The organism is Brucella tritici (assembly GCF_008932285.1).
In the GTDB taxonomy this organism is placed as follows: Bacteria; Pseudomonadota; Alphaproteobacteria; order Rhizobiales; family Rhizobiaceae; genus Brucella; species Brucella tritici.
In genome coordinates, this window is record NZ_WBVY01000002.1 from 389568 (window position 1) to 410599 (window position 21032).

Below are 21032 nucleotides of genomic sequence, written 5' to 3' on the forward strand. Positions count from 1 at the left end.
GTAGATATTGACCGGTTGTGATGTTCAACGATCCCCTTTCCCAGCTGCTGAATTTGATTGAAGCCAGCGCGACTATGTCCGTCGGACTTGAGGCTTGCGGGCGTTGGGCAATCGACGTGCCTCCTGTAAGTGCCTTGAAATGCAACATCATCAGGCAAGGTAGTTGTTTTCTGGAATTGCAAGGTGAGCGATTGATGCTTGCTGCAGGAGACTGTTTCCTGATCGGCCCGGATATCCCTTTTGTCATCGGGAGTGATCTGAATTGTTCGCCCATTCCAGCGGCTGAAGTCTTTTCGCAGAAAGCCTACAAGAACCATGCAAAGCTGGACGGTGGCGCGGGGCCGGGGTTCCTTTGCCATAGTGGCCGCATGGATCTGCCTTTAAACAGCGAACTTCTGCGAGAAATCTTACCATCGATCGTCGTGATTCGAGCGGAAAGCATTGTAGCGGAACGTCTCCACTGGCTCACCAGCAGACTGGAAGAAGAGCTCGCCGGCGATGTTCCCGGTGGTGCGGCGATAGCTATTCCGATCATGCAGATGATTTTTATTGAACTGATACGTAGTTTGCCCGTTATGACTGAGCGCAGTTGGCTCTCCGCCCTCTCAGATCCCAGAATTGGCGGTGCATTGATGGCGATCCATCGGGACCCAGGGCACAATTGGCGGCTGGATGAACTTGCAGGCATCAGCCATCTTTCACGGTCCCAGTTCTCGGCACGGTTCCGTGTCGCCGTCGGACATAGTCCGATGGAGTATATTTTGCGCTGGCGCATGATGCAGGCGCACAAACTGCTGGCGCGACCGAATATGACAATTGCGTCTGTGGCTGCGCAACTGGGGTACGGCTCTGAAAGCGCCTTTATTTATGCTTTTCGTCGCATCCTTGGTACGACTCCACGTCGAATGCAGCAACAAATACGCTCGCCCGAAAGCCCGAAAAAATCCAACAAAGACAAAAAGTTATAATAATCAGACCAGCATTACTGAATAGAATAAGCGCTCCATCGGAGCTCACTAACCGGTCGAACGGCGATAAGGAAATTGCCTTGCCAATGTTTGGCAACCCTTAACCCATCGGGTCAGTTCCATCAAAAATAAAGCAAGCATTCTATAGATTTCCATAGCATGCAGATCGAGAGAGTTCAGGTTAAACTGAACCTGATGATCATCGGTGAATGCTGAAAAGGCTGCGGCAAATGACGTTTACTTCTATATCGGATGAAGACGATCATACTCAGGCAATTGAAGCTGCGCGAACTGTTGAACGTGTGGTGGGGATCGCCTGGGCGACCGATAAAGATGGCGAGGTTATTTATCTGACCGAGGAGCTGCTTTCCCTTGTCCAGTCTTCATTGGAGCAATCCAATAAACCGATTGGTAGGGCTTTATATAGCTGGTCAAAACTTATCCATCCCGATGACCTTGATGGTTTTGCAGCAATATGGCTCAAGTCATTACGTACCGGTGAAAAATATAGTTTCGAACATCGGCTTTTGAGTTCGAGCGGCGCTTATCGATGGTGTCGCAGTTCCGGACAAGCATTGCGGGATAAGCAGGGTAAAATCTGTGGCTGGTATGGAACCATAATCAATGCCGATGTCCCATCAATTGACAGCGAGCGCTTCAACCTTGTAACGAACTTGGCGTTGGACAGAAAAGCGCGTTCCGATCAACCAGAAACACTTGATCTTACCCATCCAGACGACAGGATATCCGCATCTCATGCGGCCGCTCGTGCATTCTGGACCGGTGTTCCGCAAATCACCCGACACCGTCAACGCCAGTCCGATGGGACGTATCGCAGGATCGAGACCCGGTCGGAGCCAAGCTATAGCGTCAGCGTGGATATTGGAGACTTGGTCACTGAGCAAGACCCTCCTAAACAAATAGCGGCCGAGTTGCTTGGAAATGATGAGACAGAGCCGATGCGTTCGGCCAAGGTTGTGGAGAGCATTTTCGGCAATGGTTGGGCGTTTGACGCAGCAGGAAGATGGATTTTCCTCCATCCATTCGCACAGAGCTCTCTCGGTGTCACCCTGGATTATCTTAATGCTGCTGTAGATGAAGGCCATACTGCGTGGAAACGAGTACTACATCCTGATGATTATGAAGAAGTTGCGGAAAAATGGCGTCACTGCCTGGCGACCGGAGATGACTTTAACGTTGAATTCCGTTTTCGACGGGCCAATGATGTGTATGTCTGGGCAAGAACCGCCGCCAGACCCGTACGCGACGGCAATGGGCAAATCTCAGGCTGGTACGGTATTGCACTCGATAATGATCTATATAAGAAAACCGTAACCGCGTTACGCGAGCGGGAACAAAGCCTGCAACAGCTGATAGACACAGTCCCTGCACTCGTCTGGACGATTTCGGACAAGGGGTCGCCAACTTATGTCAACAAGCGGTTTACCGAAGTAACAGGCGCGACACTCGAGGATATCACCGCAGTCGACAAGTCTCCCAATCTCAGTGTCATCCATCCAGATGACATTCAAAAGGCAAGAGATGCCATTGACCGTTCCCTCACGACGCATGAACCGTATTTTCAAAGATACCGACAGTTGCGTTCTGACGGCAATTATCGCTGGACCGAAACCCGCGCCGAACCGTTGCGAGACGAAACCGGCGCGGTCGTCCAGTGGTATGGTGTCTGCGTCGACATCGACGATCTGGTAACTGCCCAAAAATCCCTGTCTGATCGGGAGCGCGAGCTTTCAATGCTCGTCGATATGGTGCCGAGCTTTATCTGGCGCCTTACCCCGGAAGGAGAGCCGAATTACTTCAACAGGCGTTTGATTGATTTCTTCGGTATGGATGTTGAGGACGCGGAAAAGATGGGGCCAAAGCGTCTGGCAGCCATCATGGAAAGCACGACACACCCCGACGACGTGGAGCGGGTATCCCAAGCGCTCAACCACAGCATTGCCACTGGCGAACGCTTTTCGATGAGATATCGACTTCGCCGGGCTGACGGTGTCTATCGCTGGGTTGCCGGACAGGCGGATCCACTGCGAGACGACGATGGACGCATAATCCAATGGTATGGTCTATCAACCGACATCGACGATCAGGTCAAAGCCGAGGATGCCCTTAGACACAGCGAACGCCGTTATCGCGATCTTTTTCAGTACATGCCGATCGGGCTCACCCAGGTCGATGCTAAAAAACTTGTTTTTCTGTTCAATGAATTGCGGGCGCAAGGCGTGAACGACTTGCGCGACTATATAGACGAGCATCCAGAATTCCTCACACAGGCTGTCGAGGCTCTAGAGGTCGAAGAAGTCAACCAACATATTCTCGAAATGTTTGGGGCCAAAAATGCCGATGAAATGCGTGGTTCGGCCACCCGTTACTGGCAGCCCGGCATGGACACGATTCGCCGTTCGATAGAGGCGCGCTATCGTGGAGAAGAGGTTTTTCAGGAAGAAACAAAAGTAATGCGCCTGGACGGTCGCGTCATCGATGTCCTCTTTACGACTGCAAGACCTGATGCAGTGGCTGATAAAAGTCTGGTTGGATTCATCGATATAACCCAGAGGAAGCGCGCGGAGGAAGCATTACGGGAAAGGGAACGGTCACTTTGGCGTCTGGTGGAAGCTTTACCTGTCATGATCGACTGTGCTGATCCGAACGGCGAACCGATCTATCGGAGCGATCGATTGAGCCAATTTCTCGGCTATGGTCTCGACAGGCTCGACGAGGACGGCAAGCTCAATGCAACGCTTGATGCAGGTGTGCATCCTGACGATTTGGCCGGAGTGAAAGAACAATATGCACATTCTCTCGCGACTGGGGAGCCATATGCACGCAGACACCGTTTACGGCGTTTCGATGGGCAATATCGCTGGGTTGAGACACGGGCAGAAGCAATGCGCGACGGACAGGGTAATATCGTTCAGTGGAACGTTATATGTCTGGATATTGATCGCGAAGTCCGAGCGCAGGATGAACTTCGTCTCACACATGAGAAATTAGCTCGAGCGAGCCAGGCCTCAAGCCTTGCAGAGCTCTCGGCGTCGATCGCACATGAGGTCAACCAGCCTTTGGCGGCTATTGTAGCCAATTCCCATGCCTGTCGGCGCTGGCTCACCGCCGAACCGCCAAACACCGAACGAGCCCTTAAGACTGTTGAACGCATCACACGGGATGCCACATCTGCCGCCGACGTTGTCGGTCGAATTCGAGCTCTGTTCAGGCAGTCGGCTGACGCAAAAAAGAAAATTATGCTGAACGACGTCATCGCGGAGGTGCGCGAGCTCATGACGGAGGAGCTGCTGCGCTGGCGTGTCCGCACCGTCGTCGAAATAGAGGCAGATTTACCGTATGTGATGGCGGATAGGGTCCAGATCCAGCAAGTCCTTTTGAATCTCATTCGAAATGCCATTGAAGCGATGGAAGCCATCACACGTGATCGCCACCTGACGATCAAGGTGGTTCGCGACGGAGGTTTCATTCAGACAAAGATCAGCGACCAGGGCGTGGGAATTACATCCCCGGAAAGAATATTCGAACCGTTTATTACGACGAAAGAACAGGGAATGGGCATGGGACTCGCGATTTCCCGTTCGATTGTCGAGGCACATGGTGGTTGCCTGTGGGCGGAAAAGAACGAGCCGTACGGAACGGCGCTAATTTTTACTCTCCCCGTGGAGGCGAAGGCGGCAAGTGATGAGCATTAGCCAGTTGGTATTCATTGTAGACGACGACGAGCGCATCCGCGAGGCTCTTGAGGAGCTTTTGGCTTCGTATGGCATGCGCACTTTGTCATTTGGATCGGCAAGAGATTACGTCAATGCTCACAAGCCTGATGTTCCGTCTTGCCTTGTGCTCGATGTCGAACTTCCCGATATTAACGGTTTGGAACTGCAGAAACAGATTTCGGTGCAGGAACATCCGCCAATCGTCTTCATTACTGGTCATGGCGATATTCCCAGTTCTGTTCGCGCAATGAAGCGGGGCGCTGTCGATTTTCTGACCAAGCCCTTCAGTGACGCAAAACTCCTGGCGGCAATCAATGCGGCAATCGAACAAGATCAACAGCTACGCAATAGCCGGGCGGAAATCGAATTGCTGAGACAGCGCTATGGAGAACTCACATCGCGAGAACGAGAGGTAATGCCGTTGGTCGTGAGCGGTCTTCTCAATAAGCAGGCAGCTGCCGAACTCGGCATAAGCGAAGTGACGTTGCAACTCCACAGAAGGAATGTCATGCAAAAAATGGCGGCAGCGTCGCTCCCTGATCTCGTACGCATCGCGGAGAGGTTGAGAATACCGATCACCCACTCGCGCAGATCAAAAGGGGAGGAACTATGATCGAGAACAAGCTCGTAATTGCGGTTGTTGACGACGATTCACGGCTACTGGAATCAATGGAAGATCTGTTGGAGTCGACAGGGTACATGGCTCGCTGCTTTTCTTCTCCCGTCTCACTGTTAACGCGGGGGCTTGGAGGCATAGACCTCGTTATAACGGACATCGGCATGCCGGACATCAATGGCTTCGAATTGCGAGAAATAGTTCAGGAAGTTCGTCCTGATATTCCTGTATTTCTCATAACAGGAAGGCACGAAATAGCAGATCAGGAGCGAGCTCAGGGAATAACAGGTTTCTTCAGGAAGCCGTTCGATGGACAGGCATTGCTTGCAGCAATTGGTGAAGCATTACACAAGCGTCGAATGGAGGGTGGACATGAGAACTGAACAGCAGTCACACAATTTGAAACCAGGGCAACCGTCAAAACGCGCCACGGATGCGGAGCAGCCATTCGTTGTGATCGTAGATGACGATGAGGCCATACGAGAGGCACTCTTCGAGTTGATCTTATCGGCAGGGCTCAGGCCCATAGCTTTTGCCTCTACACGCGAGTTGATTGGAACCGACCTGCTGGAAGCACCCGGTTGTCTGATCCTTGATGTGCGCATGCCCGGAACAAGTGGGTTGGATTTACAGCGACAATTGGCACAAAGCGGCAATCCCAAACCGATCATCTTCCTGACAGGGCATGGTGATATTCCGATGACTGTTGAGGCAATGAAAGCCGGTGCCGTCGATTTCCTGACCAAACCGGTGCGCGATCAAACGCTGCTCGATGCGGTTACGTCAGCAATAGAAACGGATGCGCAGCGACGTTCCCATGCAGTCATAGTCAAACGCAATATCGAGCATCATGAGACATTGACCCCTAGAGAGCGAGAGGTCTTGCGGGAAGTGGCACGCGGTCGACTTAACAAGCAAATTGCTTTTGACCTAGGGATCAGTGAGGTAACCGTCAAGCTTCATCGGGGAAATGTCATGCGGAAGATGGAGGCATCTTCCATAGGGGAGTTGATTAGGATTTGGGAGACTCTGCCATCGCAGATCCAGAATGCATGATACGAACCCTGCTGGAGATTGATCGTTTCAAATGGCTGGGGTTCGGAAAAATAGTACGAAATCAATCCAAGGCTGTTTAGATGAAGAATCTGTTCTGATTGGCTGAAAACCTGAATATGGCCTCACGAGGAAGCCAATACTTTTGCTCGGTTCTCGACCATATCGCAAAGGACGCGCACACGCATGGGAACCAGGCGCTTATAGGCATGCACAGCGTGAAACGGCATAAAGGCAAGTGGTAGCATTTTCGAAATGTCGACCAGAGTTCCTTTTTCGAGATCGTCCTTAACCACACAACGCATCACAACAGCTGCGCCGAGACCTTGTCTGGCAGCGGCTTTCAATGCCTGGCCTGAATCGCAGTCGACACGTCCTTGTGGGACGAAGTGAGTACCATCATCCAGCTTTACGTCGTTCGGGTATCCATTGGCCATATACCTTGCAAAGGGCAACCTCGCAGCTTCCTCTATTGTGCCAGGCAAACCATGATTATTCGCAAAATCCGGAGAACTGACCATAATCATTTCAAAATCGACCAGTCGGCGAATGATCAAATCACCATTCTCGACCGCTCCCACCCGAAATGCCACGTCGTAATCTTCGCGAATAATATCGACGTGACGATCGGTCAGGCCGATTTCAAGATGAATTCCCGGGTAACGCGCAGCAAAGCCGGACAATATGGTGTCAAGGAACAGCGGGGCAAGTTCACTAGACATGGAGAAGCGGACACGACCTGATATCTCCTTGCGTGCATTGATTTCATCATCGGCAATATCGAGTTCGCGAAGCAGGGGAGACAGGCGCTCGAATAGCAAATGTCCGTCTGCAGTCAGTACGAGAGCACGCGTCGACCTTAGAAAGAGTCGCGCTTCGATGAGTCTTTCAAGTCGTCCGACACTTCTGGAAATAACTGAAGGGGATGTCTTGAGCAGCCGGGCTGCTGCACTGAAGGAACCTGCTTCCACAGTGCGCACAAATGCCAGAAGGCCTGCGGTTTCATTCAAAAGGTTTGGCATTTGAACTCCAGAAGCAAAAGTGAAATACCCAGCCATGGGCTAATGGAACACAGATCAAATCCATATTTTACCTCCAGATCAATATGGAGAAAGTATATGGGTCTTCTCAAAGACAAGGTGGCCGTTATCACAGGCGGCAACAGTGGCATCGGTAAAGCAACTGCAAAACTATTCGTGGAGAATGGAGCACAGGTCGTCATAACTGCTCGCCGACAGGACGCTCTAAACGCAGCACTGAAAGACATCGGCGGAAATGCTATTGGCATTTGCGGCGATGTCTCCGATCTTTCCCACCATAAACAGGTGGCAGATGAGATCTCCGATCGCTTCGGCACTTTCGATATCTATTTTGCAAATGCCGGTGTCATCGACCTTAAAGCGTCTGAGGCAGTGACTGAAGATATTTATGATCGACATTTCAACATCAATACAAAAGGCGTCTTCTTCGGTGTTCAGACATTATCGCCTCTCATCAATGATGATGGCACTATTATTGTCACCAGTTCTCTGGCGGCAACCAAGGTCCTTCCTGATCATACAGTTTATGCCGGGTCGAAGGCGGCTACGGTGGCATTTGTGAAGAACTGGGCTCTCGAATTCAAGCATAGACGTATCAGGGCAAATGTTATCAGCCCAGGACCCACAGATACTGAAATCCTGGGCAAACTTGGAATCTCAGACGTCGAACGCGAACCGTTTCTCAAGTTGATGGCCGAAACCATTCCCGTAGGGAGATTGGGAACGACTGATGAACTGGCACGAGCCGCTCTGTTCCTCGCTTCACAGGCGAGCAGCTTCATCAATGGCATTGATCTCCACGTCGATGGCGGAATGTCGCTTGTTTAAAGGATCTGGATTTATGACACAGAATAATTCTGAAATTGCTGTTTTTGTTGAGAAACTAGCAGAAGTGGGCAGCCATTATCGCATGGACGAAATGGAAGAGTTATATTCGGAAGATCTCGCTTTCCTGGTGTTGACGCCAGATGGCGAAATCTCCCGCTTTTCGAAAGCGGGAATATTCGAGGAGTTCCGGTCACGACGAGACGCAGGAGAACTTCCTCTTCTCACCACAAAACGATTCCTTCATATTGAAGAGCAGGGAGATGAAGCTACTGTCATCCTCTTTCGCCAGATGAGTGAAAAAACGACCCCTGCATTTTATGAACTGCGCCTTAGAAAGCAGAAGGGCAACTGGAAGGTTTGCGGTGAAACAGTATTGCCGTGGCCAGACCTTTCTCAAGCTGGCAGCTTTCTTCCTCCGCGAGAAAAGCAATTACCAGATCAGACCGGAACTTGAGTGGAAACGTTAGCTCTCAAGCGGGAATAGTCGTGATTGAACGACCGTAGATATATGAAACCTCGGTGGCGGATAGTTGCCACCGGGATCATTCGAATCCTGTCAACAAGCATAGATTGCTCGGTAAATTGAACTCTGCAAAACTTCATCAATCTCAATATACGGGTCAGACGTTGTTCTCGTAACAAATTTCTTTCTGACACGTTTGCAAGTTGAATTTTTCAAAGGTGATCATTGTGACTGGGATGCAAGAAGCTGAAGCATTGAATGGTGTAGGTTTCCAGAGCCGGGTCTGGAACTGGGTGATTGAGTGTTTCGGAGGGGATCTGGCGAACAATAGAGCGGAAAGAAATCGGCGGTTTCTCGAAGAAACTGTGGAACTGGCCCAGTCTCTGGGGTGCGACAAAGCTACCTTACTTCAAATCGTTGATTATGTTTACGCTCGGGAACCTGGTATTCCTGAACAGGAAGTCGGTGGCGTTATGGTAACTTTTGCGGCGTTATGCGAGGCAAACAACATCGAAATGGCTGTTGCCGGACGAAACGAACTCTCGCGCATATCTTCAGTCGAGGCGATGAGAAAAATCCGAGCGAAGCATTCTTTGAAACCAGAACTTTGAGCCAAACCAGAGATCAGGGATACGGCCCACTTCGGAAGTTGGATGTGAGTTTTGTTCCCAACCTTACACCAATACTTAGGACGTAAGTTTCCTCGTATGTCGTACAGGATGCTTCATTCCATCAGCCAATCGCCCCGCGTTGTCTGCCGAGATATTTTTAAAAGCGGTCTGGTAAAGCGGATCGAAAGCAGAAACAACAATCGCGGCTTCTGCAGACTGTATCGAGTTGGGATATCGGGATCTCGTGAAAAAGGCACGAGATCGCGCATCAAACAGGTGGGTTACATGTCTGTCTACCTTGTTCATCGTCTCGATACTGGAAACTAGCCAGCACGTCCGACACTCAGACGAGTGTCCAGGCTGAAATGCCCACCATTACCGGCATCTCATAAATAGGAGAAATCATCATGTCCAAGCATATCCTCATTGTTGGCGCCGGTTTTGCCGGTGTTATGGCGGCATTGGCTGCCTCTCGGCTGAGGCACGAAAAGAACGTGTCGGCTGAGGATTTGGAAATCACCGTCGTGTCCCCTGAACCTGAGCTGGTTATCCGCCCGAGACTTTATGAACCCGAGCCCGAGAAGATGACAGCTCCTCTTGGGGATCTCTTCTCGACTACTGAGATCAATTTCATTGCAGGTACAGTAGAAAAGATCGACGTTGCTGGTAGCCAAGTTGCGATCATAGATGGCAATGGTCGAAGCTTCCTACAATCCTATGACAGACTCGTGCTTGCTGCTGGTAGTCGCGGTTTTCAGCCACCAATCCCCGGGCTTGAGGAATACGGTTTTGCCTCCAACCATCTTGATGAAGCTGTAATATTGGATCAGCATCTGCACAGGCTTGTTGACCGTCCGGCAAGCCCCGCACGAGACACAATTGTGGTAGGCGGGGCGGGTTTCACAGGATTGGAAGTCGCTACCGAACTCGAAACGCGTCTGCGTGGTATTCTGGGTTCGAGGGCTCATCCGCGCATCATAATTGTGGACCGGAATCCGCATGTCGCTCCGGCGATGGGAGAAAATCCACGTCCATATATTGAGCAGCGTCTCAAGGAACTGGGTATAGAGACCCGATTAAACACGGGAATTGCAAAACTCGACGAGAATTCCGTAACGCTTGATAACGGAGAACGGATCGAGACGGCGACAGTTATCTGGTCGGGAGGCATGCGCGCCTCGCCGCTCACAATTCAGCTCGAGGCAGAAAGAGACCAGCTCGGACGTATCATAGTGGAATCGGATCTGCGCGTACCTGGTCACTCTCAGATTTTCGCGACTGGAGATACCGCAAAAGCGGCAACCGACAATGAGGGAAATTTTTCGCTGATGTCTTGCCAGCATGCACGTCGGCTTGGCGCATTTGCAGGCCATAATGCAGCTGCAGAACTCTTAGGCGAGCCGACCTTGGCGTATAGTCAGCCCGCATATGTTGTTTGCCTTGATCTCGGCGCTGACGCTGCAATTTTTACACGTGGATGGTCCGGCAAAGTTGAAATCACCGGTACCGACGCGAAGAAGGTGAAACAGGAGATCAATACGGTCTGGATTTATCCGCCAGCGCCAGACCGGGCCACGGCATATGAGAATGTTCATATAGCGCGGACGGTCGATTTCTAGTTCGTTCAATCAATGTCATCCTCGGGGAATTTGATCCGCTCGATCTCGGGGATTACGATTATGGCCCGCATTGCTTGTAAGGCGGGCCATAATGAACATACGAGATACGGCGTGTTTGCCCGGCCAAAACAGTGTTCTTAGGCTGCACGGCGGCAGAGCGCAACGAAGCTCTTTGCGGCCAATGATGGCTCACTTTTGCGGAAGGCGAGCGCCACATCGGAGGTTGTAGGGATACCACTTATATCAACATAACGTGTGCCGGGAAGGCCGACGGCATTCATCGATTTGGGCACCAGTGCCACGCCGAGCTCAATTGCGACGCGGCTTGCGATTTCGGTGAAATCCAGTGCATGCGCATTGATATCTGGTTCGAAACCGGCGCTTCGGCAGGCTTCGAGTGTTGTCCTGTGAAAGCCGATGTCGGCCGGCTGGCGCGGTGTGAGGAAGGTTTCTCCCTTCAAGGCGTCGAGCCGGAGTGTGCTGCAATTCGCCAGGGCATGGGCTTCATTCAGCACGGCAACGAGAGGTTCACGCTTCACGATTAGGCTGGTCAAGCCGGGCGGCATCGGGGCGGGCCAGCGGATGAAACCCATATCCAGCAAGCCTTCCGAAATGCGCGAGAGTTGCATTCGCAGTTCCATTTCAGTGAGGTTGACCGCGACATCGGGATATTCCGCCCGGAATGTGCGGATGGTTTCGAAAACGATGCCGGAATAGGCGGCTGATGCGACATAGCCGATGGAGACCTGCCCGATTTCGCCTCGCCCGGCGCGTTTGACTGCCACCATGGCCGCGTCGGTCTGTGCAAGGATCTTGAGCGCTTCGCGGTAAAGCACCTCGCCCGACTGGGTCAGTTGCACTGAACGCCGCGACCTGTCGATCAAAGGCGAGCCGACGATTGTCTCCAGCGCCATGATCTGCTGGCTGAGGCCGGGTTGGGCGATGCCCAGTCGCGCGGCAGCGCGCTCGAAATTCTTCTCGTCCACCAGAGCGCAGAAATAGCGCAAGTGACGCAACTCGAAGGAGCGAGCGGCGGGGATTTTATTCGAAGCTGGAGGCATTTGAGCGCCTTTTTGAATAATTCAAAACTATGAGGCCGATAGTTATCATAATTTATACTTATGAAAAAGGCATCATCGGCTTATTGGATAAAATGACAAAAGATGATTAATGAAGTCCAGTTTATATTCCGAGAGGGACTCCCGTGAGCATCCTAGCCCGATCGCGCCGCGCATTGTCGGTCGTAGCCATTTCCAGCACCACTTTCGCCGCTGCGACCGGAGCGTTTGCACAGGAGGCAGCCGCTCCTACAATTCTCGCACCCATCGTTGTCGAAGGCGGCCGTGAGGACCCGACAGCACCGGTAAAAGGCTATGTCGCAAAGACGAGTATCAGCGCAACCAAGACCGGCACTCCGCTGGTAGAGACGCCGCAATCGATCTCGGTCGTCACTGCTGATCAGATCAGGGCACAGGGCGCCCAGACTTTGGGGCAGGCGCTCGGCTATTCGGCAGGTGTCGTTTCCGAACCCTATGGTTCCGACCCTCGTTTTGACTCGCCTCTTGTCCGCGGTTTCGATGGCCGGCAGGTGCAGTTCCTCAACGGGTTGCGCCTGATGCGGACCGCGGGCGCCTCGGCGGTCGATCCCTATATGCTGGAGCGTATCGAGGTGGTGCGCGGTCCTGCTTCGGTGATGTTCGGGCAGGGTAATCCCGGCGGACTCATCAATATGATCAGCAAACGCCCGACTTTTGAGAAATTCGGTGAAATCGGCTTCCAGGCTGGCAGCTATAATACTTACGGCACTTTCTTCGATGTGGGTGGCCCGGTTCTCGGCAATGACAATCTTGCCTATCGCATGACGGGTCTGGTGCGCAAATCTGGAACCCAAACCGATTATCTCGACAATGATCGGTACTTCATTGCTCCGGCCTTCACCTGGAAGCCCGACGAAGACACCAAACTGACAATTCTGACCAGCTTCCAGCATGACAATCCCAGCTCGCCCTCAGGCTTGCCGCCAAGTCTGACACTGAATGCCACGAATTACCGCCTGCCACGCGAATTCTACGTGGGTGATCCAAGCTTCGACGATTCTGATCGCAATGTCGTCAATCTTGGTTACGAGCTGGAACATCGCATCAACGAAACCTGGACGTCCCGCCAGAACGCTCGCTATTCCAACCATAATTGGGATTATACGGCGCTTGGCTATGCAACGGCCGGGCTCGCAGCTGACGGGCGGACCATCAATCGAACGGCAACGTTTCAGGACGAACTACTCAATACATTCAACGTCGATAACAATCTGATCGCCGAGTTCGACACGGGTTCCGTCGAACACAAGGTCCTCTTCGGTGTCGACTATCGCTATTTCGACAACAGCGCCAAGACACAGTTCTGGAGCGCAACACCGCTCGATGCCTTCAATCCGGTCTATGGCGGGCCGATAAAACTGCTGCGCAACTCCGTGAATACCCATGTGGACTCCCGCATGACGCAGCTCGGTATCTATGCGCAGGATGAACTGGCCTATGACAACTGGCGCGCGACCTTGGGCCTGCGCCAGGATTGGGCGACGACACGCGGCACCTCGACCAACTATGTGCCTGCCACGCCGGTTGCCCGCTCGCTTAATCAGGATGACGAGAAGCTGACCGGACGCGCCGGCATTGGCTATGTCTTCGATAATGGCATTGCGCCCTATGTAAGCTATTCAACCTCGTTCGAACCGGTGGCGGTTTCCGCGACGGCAGGGGTTCTGCAGCCGACGACCGGCAAGCAGTGGGAGGCCGGCGTCAAGTATCAGCCGAATGGCTGGGACGGCTATTTCGCCGCTGCGATTTATGATCTCCGCCAGCAGAATGTACCGATTTCGGTTGCGCTGCCGGGCGGTGGCTCAACGACCGAACAGATTGGCGAAGTGCAGGTAAAAGGGCTGGAACTGGAAGGTGTCGCAAGCCTTGCCCAGGGGCTCGATCTGCGTGCGGCCTACACATATATGGATGCAGAAATTGTCAGCGGGAAAGACGATGGCAATCGCCCGCCCAATGTGCCGGAACATTCCGCAAGCCTTTGGCTGGATTATACCTTTCAGGAAGACTCTGCTCTCCACGGTTTTGGTCTCGGCGGAGGTGTACGCTATCTCGGTCAACGCTACGGCGATACGGGAAATACCTACGACCTTGACGGGGTTACACTGGTGGACGCAGCCGTGCACTATCAGAAGGACGGCATAAAGGGGATGCTCAGTGTCAAGAATATTGCGGACAAGAAGTATGTCGCAAGTTGCAGTTCCTTCGGATGTAATTATGGTGACGGCAGAACCTATATGAGTACGCTGACCTTTTCATGGTAGAATACCCGCAACGCGGGGCGGGTTTCTCGTCCCTTAAAATCAGCCGTCGGAGAGCCTTGGGCCTTCTGGCGGCTTTGGCTCTCCCGCAGGGCGCGAGCGCCAATCCGGCGCTGCGCATCGCTGTCATCGACTGGGCCATGCTCGAAACCGTGATGGCACTCGGCGTCACACCGATTGCTGCGACGGAACTGATCCAGTTTCGCCAGGATGCGGTGGAGCCGCATATCCCCGCTTCGGTCACCGATCTTGGCCTTCGGGGTTCGCCGAATTTCGAACTTCTCTATCTTTTGAAACCCGATCTTATCCTGAGTTCTCCATTCTACACCCGGCATGAACCGGCGCTGAAAGCGATCGCGCCGGTTCTGTCGCTGCCGTTTTATGTGCAGGGAGAACCACCCTATCAGAAGGCCCTTGCGGCGGTAGCGAAACTGGGAAGCAGGCTTGATCACAAAGCGAAGGCAGAGGCCGCTCTATGCGAGCAGGAAGATTTTCTTAATCAAACCGCTGGCACGCTGAAGCCTTTCGTGGATCGCCCGACATATCTGGTCAATATCGGCGATGCGCGCCATTTTCGCGCTTTCGGCGATGACAGCATGTTCGGTGATATTCTGTCGCGGTTGGGACTTCCCAATGCGTGGACGGACCGTTCGCGCTTTACGTTCGCAGCTCCTGTGCCGCTCGAAGCCCTTGCAGAAAAGCCCGAAGCGCGGATCGTCATCATTTCCGATATTCCAGTCGAAGCGCGCAACAGCCTGCGTAACAGCCTGATCTGGCGCTCACTCCAGCCTGTCCGTGACGGGCGTGTACATATGTTGGGTAACGTTAATCCCTATGGCGGTATCACTGCGGGGTTGCGCTTTGCGCATCTTCTGAAAAATGCCCTGCTGGAACAGCCGGAGGGCAGCCGGTGACACAAAGGAAATTTGCTGCTGCAGCTGTTGTCGGTATTGTGGCCGCACTCGCGCTGAGTCTTTGGAATGCGAGTGCGTTTCTGCCTTTTGCTCAATGGCCGTCCTTTCCGTTCAGTCCAGATGAGATGAATACCCAACAGGTCATTCTGGCCTATGCATTGCTGCCGCGTGCAGCGGTAGCGATCTTTGCCGGAGCGGCTCTTGGACTTGCCGGTGCACTTCTGCAAAGACTTTTGAGCAATCCGATTGCCGATCCGTCGACGCTTGGTGTTTCGTCGGGCGCACAGCTTGCCATCGTCACGGCGACATTGTTTTTTCCAGCGTTCCTTGATGGGTTTCGCTGGGCCGTGGCGCTTGCAGGGGCAGGGCTGGCGACAGCCATAGTCTTTCTGCTCGGATGGCGAAGCCGCCTTGAACCGGTGACGATGGTGATCTCAGGACTGCTTGTCGGTGTGACGTGCAGCGCGATTTCCGCTGCCATGACCCTCTCGCAAGGCGAATATCTCATGTCGCTGGTTACATGGAATGGTGGTTCGCTCAGCCAGCAGGATTGGTCCGCCGCGAAAGTGCTGGCGGTGCAGTTCGTATTTGGTCTCGTCGCGGCGATTATGTTGAGCCGCCCGCTTACACTTGTGGGACTTGGTGATAGCAGCGCACGGGCGCTCGGCGTGCCGTTGGCCTGGCTGCGGGTAGCGGTCGTGGTTGTCGCTGTAGCACTGACAGCGGGCGTCGCCGCCAATGTCGGGCTTGTCAGCTTCATCGGCCTTGCCGCACCAGCAATTGTGCGGGGGCTTGGCGTTCGCAAGCCCGGCTCGGTGCTGGTTGCTGCACCACTTGCCGGTGCAATTCTGCTCTGGCTGTGCGATGGCGGTGTGCAATTGCTCGGTTCAGGTCTTGGTGAAACATTCCCGACCGGTGCGGTAACCGCTTTGATCGGTGGGCCGCTTCTGCTGTGGCTCATCCCGCGTGTTCGCTCTTCGGCGTCGGCTGGCGGCGTCGCAGCTATATTCGCGCGAGCTTCGACCACCAAAGCAATGCTGTTGCTGGCATTGCTCGCAATCGCGGCGTTCCTTGCACTTTCGCTGGTGTGGACGCCCGATGGCTGGTCGTTGCTGACGGGCAGAGATTTTACGGAGCTTCTGCCTTTGCGTTGGCCGCGCCTGCTGGCAGCGGCAGCAGCGGGGAGCCTGCTGGCCATGGCAGGTACCGTTCTTCAGCGCCTCACCGGCAACCCGCTGGCGAGCCCAGAAGTCGTCGGCGTCAGTGGTGGTGCCGGTATCGGCTTTGCAATGGCTTTGACCCTGTTTGCGGTACCCAACAATTTTCAATTGTTGCTGTGTGCTGCAATCGGCGCATTTGCAGCGATGGTCGTCATCCTCAGTTTTGCAAGCCAGAAGCATCTTTCGCCCAATCGCCTTCTGCTGGCTGGCATTTCCGTTAGCTCATTCGCGTCTGCCATACTGAGTGTTTTTCTCGCCATTGGCGATCAACGCTCATGGCAAATTCTCGCTTGGCTCGGCGGTTCGTCGGCGTCCGCAACGCCTGATACGGCTATTTTTCTAGCAGTTTTGAGTGTCTGCATTACGCTCGTGGCACTGCTCTTGTCACGTTGGCTGACGATTCTGCCACTTGGTCAGACCACCCCGGTGGCGTTGGGGCTTCCGGTTGGCGTGGCGCGTGTGTCGACCATCGTGGTCGCATGTATTGCAAGCGCTGCCGCCTCGCTGCTCGTCGGCCCGTTGAGTTTCGTTGGCCTGATGGCACCACATATGACGCGACGCATGGGGTTCGACCGCGCAGCAAGCCACCTGCTGGTATCAGCAGTCCTCGGTGCGTTGTTGATGACCATAGCTGACCTTGGCGCGCGCAGTGCGACCTTCCCTTATGAACTGCCTCTTGGTCTTTTCGCAGCGCTTGTGGGCGCGCCATATCTCGCTTGGGCGCTCGGAAGGAAGAGATAATCGGTACTAGTTCGGCGTGAACTGAACGAGTGCTTAACACAGCTCACAAATCTGCAAGGGCCAAGATTTACTCGTTATTTGCTTGGGGTGTTAAGCTGGGATGATTTTGCTAAGATTGAAGGTTAGACACTGGCTTCCAAAGCTACGGTTCTTGACTGGATATCAGCACATCGCCCAATTGCGGGGACCAGCGGTTCATATACGTTCAAGGCGAGCGGTGTCGATCTGATCTCAATCAGCTGGAGTACATATAGCGCGCCCAACCTCTATATCGGTCTCGATTTCAGCTTCGCTTGAGCAGCAATGTTTATTCGCTCAAGTGATGGGCAAAGGTGTCGCCGGTATAGTCGGTTCGGAGAAGGCCAACTTCGCTCAACCTTGGCATCAGCTCGTCAAGTGCGAGATGCATGGATGAGGTTGAACCACCGGGGGCGGTGATGAAACCATCGATAGCACCGGCATCAGACCATTTCTGGATCGTTTCTACGGCGTCATCGACCGTGCCGATGATCTGCCAATGGGCGGCGCTGATCACTTCCGGCCGGCGTAGGAGGTCTTCAAGGCCAAGCGTCTCTTTCTGCAAAAGGCGCTGCAACAATCCCGCGTGGGTTTTGCTGCGTACTTTTTCTGGTGGCGGAGGGAGGTCAGACGGGCGGATCAGGCGGTCTTCCGGCCAGTCGGTTAGATCAAGGCCGGTCATATCCCGAATATAGGCAATCTTGCGCGTGCGGTCGCCGCGCGCGTGGGTATAGGAAAAGAGCTCTTCCGCCGCTTTGCGCGTTGGTGCGAGATAGAGGCTGAGACCCGGAAGCAGACGCACATCGTCGGCATTCCGGCCGTGAGATTGTGCGAGAGAACGCAGGTCATTGCGAAGATTAATCGCCGCATCGATATCGGGCGTTGCCGAGAAAATCGCATCGGCGACTGACGCTGCAAAATTGCGCCCGGCTGGTGAAGCACCCGCCTGAACGAGCGGGATCGGAACATTCTCCAGTGAAGGAATATTGAGCGGGCCTTTGACTTTAAACGAAGCGCCCTCATGATTGATTGGTTGGATACGTGCTGTGTCGGCATAGTTGCCGCTGGTTCGGTCACGTTTGAGGGCGGCGCCGGGGAAGCTGTGCCAGAGCGCTTGCACGACATCGGTAAACTCTGCTGCCCGTGCATAGCGCTCGTCAGATGTCGGCATTTCATCGAGACCGAAATTCACATTGCCATCAAGGGCGGTGACGATGTTCCACCCCGCGCGCCCCTTGCTTAAGTGATGCAATGACAGAACCTGCCGTGCGACCGCATAGGGCGGCATGAAGGTGGTCGAAATCGTGGTAAGCAGACCGATTTTGGACGTTTCGCGCGCAAGTGTTGCCATCAGCAAAGTCGCATCCAGACTGGCAAACCCGGGCGTGGTTTCCATGATCTGGCTATTGAGAAACAGATTGTCGGGACGAAACACGAAGTCGAGCTTTGCAGCCTCCGCGCGCCGCGCGATGTCGACGTAAAAGTCTGAGCCGAAGACACCTTCAATATCGCTATTGTCGTGGCGCCAGCCATCGTTGCTAAGCCAGGTGGGAGCGAGCGACATGCCGATGTGGAGCGTTTTGCGAGGCGTCATGACAAAATCCGGTCAGTTTTTCAGCAGAAAACCGCGAGCCGAAAGCTCGCGGTTTGATTGATTGATGTAAGTGGTCAGAAGCTGCCCTTGATGCCGATGCCGAAAGTGCGTGGCATTGTCATGCTGGCCTGTGTCGTTGCTCCGCTTAGACCGCGCGTTGCTTGCTTGGATGTCGGTACACGTTCGTTGAAGATATTCTTCACAAATCCGTAGAGCTGGAATTTTTCGTTAAAGCTGTAGCTCACGCGCGCATTGGCGATTGTGTAAGCATCGATCCAGTAGGATGGGGTGTTCGCGACATCGGAATAGTAACTGTCTATGTAACGCACATCACCGGAAACATTGAGTTTTTCGGTTACATTCCAACTTGCACCGAAATTCAGCATATAGCCCGGTGACTTGGCGAACTCGTTATCTGCATAATCTGGGTTGCTCGAAATCTCATCGATTTTCGTGCGCATGATGCCGGCCCCTGCCTTGAGTGTCAGATTATCGAGGATCTGATAATCGGCGCCGAGTTCAAGCCCATAGGCATGTGCATTTTCCGCGTTGATCGTATATGATTGTGTGATGCCGGGAGAAATGACAACCGGAATATTATACTGGGCATTCTTGAAGTCCATGTAGAACACGTTGCCGTTTATAACGAGCTTGTTGTCCAGGAACTCCGCGCGGGTGAACAATTCGTAGTTCCACAGAGTTTCCTCATCGAACTTGTTCCATTTGCTCGTCGCAGGGTTGGCTGTGTTCATATAAAGCGAAACACCGCCGGGATTATAACCGCGACTGATAAGACCACCGACTGTAAGGTCAGGGGTGATAGCATAGGCCAGCGATACTTTGGGCAAGAAGGCCGAGAAGGATTCATCGAAATTAATCGCGTCGAGCGCATAGACCGAGACTCCATCGCGTTGGATTGTGTCGTGCTGGAAGCGTGCGCCTCCAGTCAATGTCCATTGCTCATTCATACGCCAGCTTAGCTCACCAAACAGGCCAACATTCGTTTTCTTATCGTCAAACGTCGAGATATAGTTGTTGACGGCGACCTTGTTGGCCGCGTTCACCATATCGAGTAGCTCGTCAGTCTTCGTATGGGCGAAATAAACACCGGCGACACCGCTCAGGACATCCTCCTGATCTCCAAAAGTGAGGCGTGTTTCATTCGAAATATTGGTTTGGTCGATATTGGCATCACCATTATGCGCGATTCCGACTCTGCGCTCGACCGCTGAATCTGAGAACTGTGTCTGGTTGTGGAGTTTGAAGCCGTTATCGAATTCGTAGCTGACATCCAGGATGCCGGTATTAGTACGCTGATCCCACGACGGCAAGGTGGCGCCACTGTAATCGAGATCATAGTAAAACGGCGTGGCCGCTTCATAGGTTGGGCGATTGCTCTTGTTGAACGAGTAGGTGAGCTTTGCCTCAAGACCCGGGATTTCAGCAGGCTGCCAGAGCAGCTTCGAGCGAATGTTCAGCGATTGGAAATCCTGATCGGTGCCGGAAGAGTAGAAGCCCGGATTGACATAATCGATGAAGGTGTCGCGACCCGAATAATCAATTGCCAGACGGCCCGCGAGCTCATCCTTGTAGAGCGGGCTATTCAGCATGATCGAAGTGCGCTTGGATTTATAGCTGCCGATCTCGACCTGATATGCGCCTTCCTGCTCAAAAGTCGGGTCTTTGGTATTGAGCACGATTGCACCGGCAATCGCATTTGCGCCCTGAGATGTGGTCTGCGGCCCGCGGAAAACCTCGATGCTGTCGAGATCCCAGATCGAGGTGGAGCCGAAGATGAACTCGTTATAGTTCAAGTAATGACCATCAAGATTGATCGTTGCGCGGGGGACGGTGCCCGAGAAAAAGGCTGTCGCACCATTGTTTGGTCCCTGCGTGTCCTGACCACGAATGACCGGTGCGCCAACAGTGTCGGTATACACAACGTTGGGTGTTCCGCGAACAGCTTCCGATACGGAGGTGTCACCAGTCTTTTCTTTGTCGACTTCCTTTGCCGTAATCACGGTCACGGATGAGGCGGTGTTCTTGATATCACGCGCAACTTTTTCGCCGGTGATGACGAGTGTGTCGAGCACCAGTCCTTTGGAGCTTCCTGATGCATCCGCATTTTGCGCGAAGGCTGATGAGCTTGAAATCGCTGCTAGCGTCAATGCGCTGACGCCATAGAAAAAGCTGCGGGAGGAGCGGGTAATCATGGTTCGCCTCAAAACATGAGTGTGTAAGTCATGTTCTGTTAT

At 53.4% G+C, this 21032-nt stretch carries 16 protein-coding genes and 1 pseudogene; 13 read left to right on the top strand and 4 right to left on the bottom strand.

Annotation, left to right across the window (positions count from 1 at the left end; genetic code table 11):
- Positions 1-20: 20 nt before the first annotated feature.
- The 5 genes from F9K94_RS07325 (at position 21) to F9K94_RS07345 (ending at position 6377) form a co-directional block, all read left to right on the top strand.
- Positions 21-968 carry an AraC family transcriptional regulator gene (locus F9K94_RS07325; protein ID WP_151644557.1) on the top strand — a complete coding sequence of 316 codons (948 nt, stop codon included), beginning with the start codon at positions 21-23 and terminating at the stop codon, positions 966-968.
- A 230-nt stretch (positions 969-1198) separates the two neighbouring features.
- A complete protein-coding gene (locus F9K94_RS07330) occupies positions 1199-4684 on the top strand; it encodes a PAS domain-containing protein (RefSeq protein WP_151644559.1) in 3486 nt (1161 codons plus the stop codon).
- On the top strand, positions 4674-5318 hold the full coding sequence (locus tag F9K94_RS07335; protein ID WP_010660368.1) for a response regulator transcription factor: 645 nt from the start codon (positions 4674-4676) through the stop codon (positions 5316-5318). The genes F9K94_RS07330 and F9K94_RS07335 overlap by 11 nt, the downstream gene beginning before the upstream one ends.
- Positions 5315-5704, top strand: a complete 390-nt coding sequence (locus tag F9K94_RS07340) for a response regulator (protein WP_010660367.1) — start codon at positions 5315-5317, stop codon at positions 5702-5704. The genes F9K94_RS07335 and F9K94_RS07340 overlap by 4 nt, the downstream gene beginning before the upstream one ends.
- Positions 5694-6377, top strand: a complete 684-nt coding sequence (locus F9K94_RS07345; protein WP_010660366.1) for a response regulator transcription factor — start codon at positions 5694-5696, stop codon at positions 6375-6377. Before F9K94_RS07340 ends, F9K94_RS07345 begins: the two co-directional genes overlap by 11 nt.
- Before the next feature lie 122 nt (positions 6378-6499).
- Here the strand turns inward: F9K94_RS07345 and F9K94_RS07350 are convergent, their stop codons facing one another.
- The gene (locus F9K94_RS07350; protein WP_010660365.1) at positions 6500-7396 is read right to left on the bottom strand and encodes a LysR family transcriptional regulator; all 897 of its coding nucleotides are present in this window, start codon (positions 7394-7396) and stop codon (positions 6500-6502) included.
- A gap of 96 nt (positions 7397-7492) precedes the next feature.
- Between F9K94_RS07350 and F9K94_RS07355 the strand changes: the two genes are divergently transcribed.
- The 4 genes from F9K94_RS07355 to F9K94_RS07370 all read left to right on the top strand — a co-directional run bounded on the left by F9K94_RS07355 (position 7493) and on the right by F9K94_RS07370 (position 10935).
- Positions 7493-8242, top strand: a complete 750-nt coding sequence (locus F9K94_RS07355; protein WP_036578871.1) for an SDR family oxidoreductase — start codon at positions 7493-7495, stop codon at positions 8240-8242.
- 13 nt (positions 8243-8255) lie between these two features.
- Positions 8256-8696: a nuclear transport factor 2 family protein gene (locus F9K94_RS07360; protein ID WP_010660363.1), complete on the top strand. Its 441-nt coding sequence runs from the start codon at positions 8256-8258 to the stop codon at positions 8694-8696.
- A gap of 245 nt (positions 8697-8941) precedes the next feature.
- Positions 8942-9316, top strand: coding sequence for a hypothetical protein (locus tag F9K94_RS07365; protein ID WP_029376135.1), 375 nt, complete (start codon positions 8942-8944; stop codon positions 9314-9316).
- A gap of 407 nt (positions 9317-9723) precedes the next feature.
- The gene (locus F9K94_RS07370; RefSeq protein WP_151644561.1) at positions 9724-10935 is read left to right on the top strand and encodes an NAD(P)/FAD-dependent oxidoreductase; all 1212 of its coding nucleotides are present in this window, start codon (positions 9724-9726) and stop codon (positions 10933-10935) included.
- 137 nt (positions 10936-11072) lie between these two features.
- On the opposite strand, the gene F9K94_RS07375 is transcribed toward F9K94_RS07370, so the two are convergent.
- On the bottom strand, positions 11073-11996 hold the full coding sequence (locus tag F9K94_RS07375; protein WP_036578091.1) for a LysR family transcriptional regulator: 924 nt from the start codon (positions 11994-11996) through the stop codon (positions 11073-11075).
- A gap of 143 nt (positions 11997-12139) precedes the next feature.
- Between F9K94_RS07375 and F9K94_RS07380 the strand changes: the two genes are divergently transcribed.
- From F9K94_RS07380 to F9K94_RS24930, 4 genes and pseudogenes are all read left to right on the top strand, one after another.
- Entirely contained in the window at positions 12140-14293 is a 2154-nt protein-coding gene (locus F9K94_RS07380) for a TonB-dependent siderophore receptor (RefSeq protein WP_151644563.1), read from the top strand.
- On the top strand, positions 14287-15204 hold the full coding sequence (locus F9K94_RS07385) for an iron-siderophore ABC transporter substrate-binding protein (RefSeq protein WP_050897442.1): 918 nt from the start codon (positions 14287-14289) through the stop codon (positions 15202-15204). Before F9K94_RS07380 ends, F9K94_RS07385 begins: the two co-directional genes overlap by 7 nt.
- Positions 15201-17165 (top strand): Fe(3+)-hydroxamate ABC transporter permease FhuB, encoded by a 1965-nt coding sequence (gene fhuB, locus F9K94_RS07390; protein WP_151644565.1) that lies wholly within the window; start codon positions 15201-15203, stop codon positions 17163-17165. Before F9K94_RS07385 ends, fhuB begins: the two co-directional genes overlap by 4 nt.
- A 159-nt stretch (positions 17166-17324) precedes the next feature.
- A pseudogene (locus F9K94_RS24930) lies at positions 17325-17462 on the top strand (carboxylating nicotinate-nucleotide diphosphorylase); the annotation flags it as partial.
- Between the two features lie 10 nt (positions 17463-17472).
- Here F9K94_RS24930 and F9K94_RS07395 read toward each other — a convergent pair.
- Complete coding sequence (locus F9K94_RS07395) at positions 17473-18777, bottom strand: NtaA/DmoA family FMN-dependent monooxygenase (protein WP_151644567.1); 1305 nt, start codon at positions 18775-18777, stop codon at positions 17473-17475.
- A 74-nt stretch (positions 18778-18851) separates the two neighbouring features.
- The gene (locus F9K94_RS07400) at positions 18852-20990 is read right to left on the bottom strand and encodes a TonB-dependent receptor (protein WP_151644569.1); all 2139 of its coding nucleotides are present in this window, start codon (positions 20988-20990) and stop codon (positions 18852-18854) included.
- Positions 20991-21032: the final 42 nt, after the last annotated feature.